This is a genomic window from Stenotrophomonas sp. NPDC078853 (assembly GCF_044901215.1).
Taxonomy (GTDB): Bacteria; Pseudomonadota; Gammaproteobacteria; order Xanthomonadales; family Xanthomonadaceae; genus Stenotrophomonas; species Stenotrophomonas lacuserhaii.
In genome coordinates this window covers 36,885-37,659 of record NZ_JBJDOQ010000027.1, presented here as the reverse complement: position 1 = coordinate 37,659, position 775 = coordinate 36,885, and the positions used below count along the sequence as shown (strand labels likewise).

Annotated in this window: 1 protein-coding gene; it reads right to left on the bottom strand. The window is 59.7% G+C overall.

The window, feature by feature from the left end:
- On the bottom strand, positions 1-775 hold a 775-nt coding region (locus tag ACI2JH_RS19090; protein WP_404736956.1), incomplete at both ends, for a cbb3-type cytochrome c oxidase subunit I.

Here is a 775-nt window from a genome sequence, read left to right as displayed (position 1 = left end):
GGTCATGCCGCCGATGACGAAGGTGATCATGAAGCCGATGGTCCACAGCACCGGGGAGGTGAAGTGCACGCGACCGCGGAACATGGTGAACAGCCAGTTGAAGATCTTCACACCGGTGGGGATGGAGATGATCATCGTCGTTATGCCGAAGAAGGCATTGACGTTGGCACCCGAGCCCATGGTGAAGAAGTGGTGCAGCCACACGATGAAGGACAGCACGCCGATGGCGGCCGTGGCATACACCATGCCCTTGTAGCCGAACAGCGCCTTGCGCGAGAACGTGGCGATCACTTCGGAGAACACGCCGAAGGCCGGCAGCACCAGGATATAGACTTCCGGGTGGCCCCAGATCCAGATCAGGTTGATGTACAGCATGGCGTTGCCGCCACCGTCATTGGTGAAGAAATGCGTGCCCAGGTAACGGTCCAGGGTCAGCAGCACCAGGGTGATGGTCAGCACCGGGAAGGCGGCGACGATCAGGATGTTGGTGATCAGCGCGGTCCAGGTGAAGATCGGCATCTGCATCAGCTTCATGCTGGGCGTGCGCATCTTCAGGATGGTGATGAAGAAGTTGATGCCGCTCAGCGTGGTGCCCAGGCCTGCTACCTGTAGTCCCCATATGTAGTAGTCCATGCCGACGCTTGGACTGTACTCGATGCCGGACAAGGGCGGGAATGCCAGCCAGCCGGTGGCGGCGAACTCACCGATCCACAGCGACAGCATGATCAGCACCGCACCGGACACGAACAGCCAGAAGCTGAGCGAGTTCACGAAC